The organism is Ancylobacter sonchi (assembly GCF_018390695.1).
Taxonomy (GTDB): domain Bacteria; phylum Pseudomonadota; class Alphaproteobacteria; order Rhizobiales; family Xanthobacteraceae; genus Ancylobacter; species Ancylobacter sonchi.
In genome coordinates, this window is record NZ_JAHBGF010000008.1 from 1 (window position 1) to 1,507 (window position 1,507).

Here is a 1,507-nt window from a genome sequence, read left to right on the forward strand (position 1 = left end):
CTCTTTCAGCACCGAAATGAGCTGCTCTTCGCTGAAAAGGCTGCGCCGCATGGCCCTTCTCCTGATCGAAGACCCAACTTATCCGTGGCAGGAAGTCAGAGCAGCACGTCAGGGACACTTCCTGGCTGCTTGAGGCCGGGCGCTCTGACTCAGCGCGTCCGGCCGTTTTCGGGTCAGAGCAGCATCTCCTCGGGATATTTAGCTTGCGATTCGAGGTAGGCTGTGGCTGCCTTATCTAGTTCATCAACCAAGGTCGATTTTCATGGCTATTAGAAGCAATAAGAACGTTTCTAAAATTCTTAGCGAAGAGGACTTAGCACTTGAAGCACTGGTGAAGGACGTTACGCGCGTTGAGCTCAAGGCGCGCTTCGCTGAGGCGCAGTTGCGCGAATATAAGGCAAGAAGAGAGTACCGCTCTCTGCGCGCTCAGGAACGGACAAAGTAGCTCATCTGACGCAGTTGTGCTTGCCCATACTGTCCGCCCCCCGGCAACGGGTGGCGGATCGGGCCAGCTGTGAGGAACCTATTCTCCGCCCCGAAAGTGGTCCTTTGTGAGGCCGGGATGCCGGGCTTTGAAGATGGCGCAATCGCCTGCTGCCGGTATTGTGAACGCCGGGACCAGGTGCTCAACCCGGCATGCTGTGCCCCCTGGGAACTGGATCGTTTGAGGCTGGAGCTTTCCGTTGGTTTTCCCCGGCGGGGAGAGGAGGGGAGTAGCATGAAGGCATGGCAGTTCGCCGAGGCGCAGACGGCGTTCATCTTGAAGCAGGGTGAGGAAGTCTCGCTGGTTGCGGAGATCTGCGGAAGGCGGGCATCAGCCAGGCAACCTACTTCAACTAGAAGAAGCGCTATGGCGGCCTGCTGCCGGACGAGATGCGGCGGTTGAAGCCACTGGAGGACGAGAACGCGCGGCTGAAGAAGATCGTGGCGGACCTGACGCTGGACCGTGAGATGCTTCAGGATGTCCTCCGCCGAAAGCTCTGAGGCCTGCCCGGAAGCGCACTCTTGTCGACGGGATGTTGGTCGCTTGGGGCGTATCGGTCCGCCTGGCTCTGGGCCATGGACTTCGTCCACGACCAACTCGCCACCAGCCGCAAGATCCGGGTGCTGACCATCGTCGACACCTTCACGCGGTTCTCGCCGGCGGTCGATCCGCGGTTCAGCTACAAGGGGAGGATGTGGTGGCGACGCTCGAGCATATCTGCCGGAGCGTGAGCTATCCGCAAAGCATCAGCTTCGACCAGGGTTCGGAGTTCATCAGCCGCGACCTCGACCTTTGGGCCTACGAGAAGGGCGTCGTGCTCGACTTCTCCCGGCCAGGTAAGCCGACCGGCAACGGCTTCATCAAAAGCTTCAACGGCAAGTTCCAGACGGAGTGCCTGAACGCCTACTGGTTGACGTGCTCCCCATTTTCCTGCCGGTCATAAGTTAGGCCCGGCTGGGTTTTGGTCCTCATGGGACCGGCTTGCGAACATCGACGGCGATAGGCCGCCGAGGCTGGTATGGG

General features: G+C 59.9%; 1 pseudogene. It reads left to right on the plus strand.

Features of this window, described 5'->3' with window-relative positions:
• Window positions 1–718: 718 nt before the first annotated feature.
• Window positions 719–1,394 (plus strand): annotated as a pseudogene (locus KHC28_RS01260) (DDE-type integrase/transposase/recombinase); the annotation flags it as partial.
• Between the last annotated feature and the right edge of the window lie 113 nt (window positions 1,395–1,507).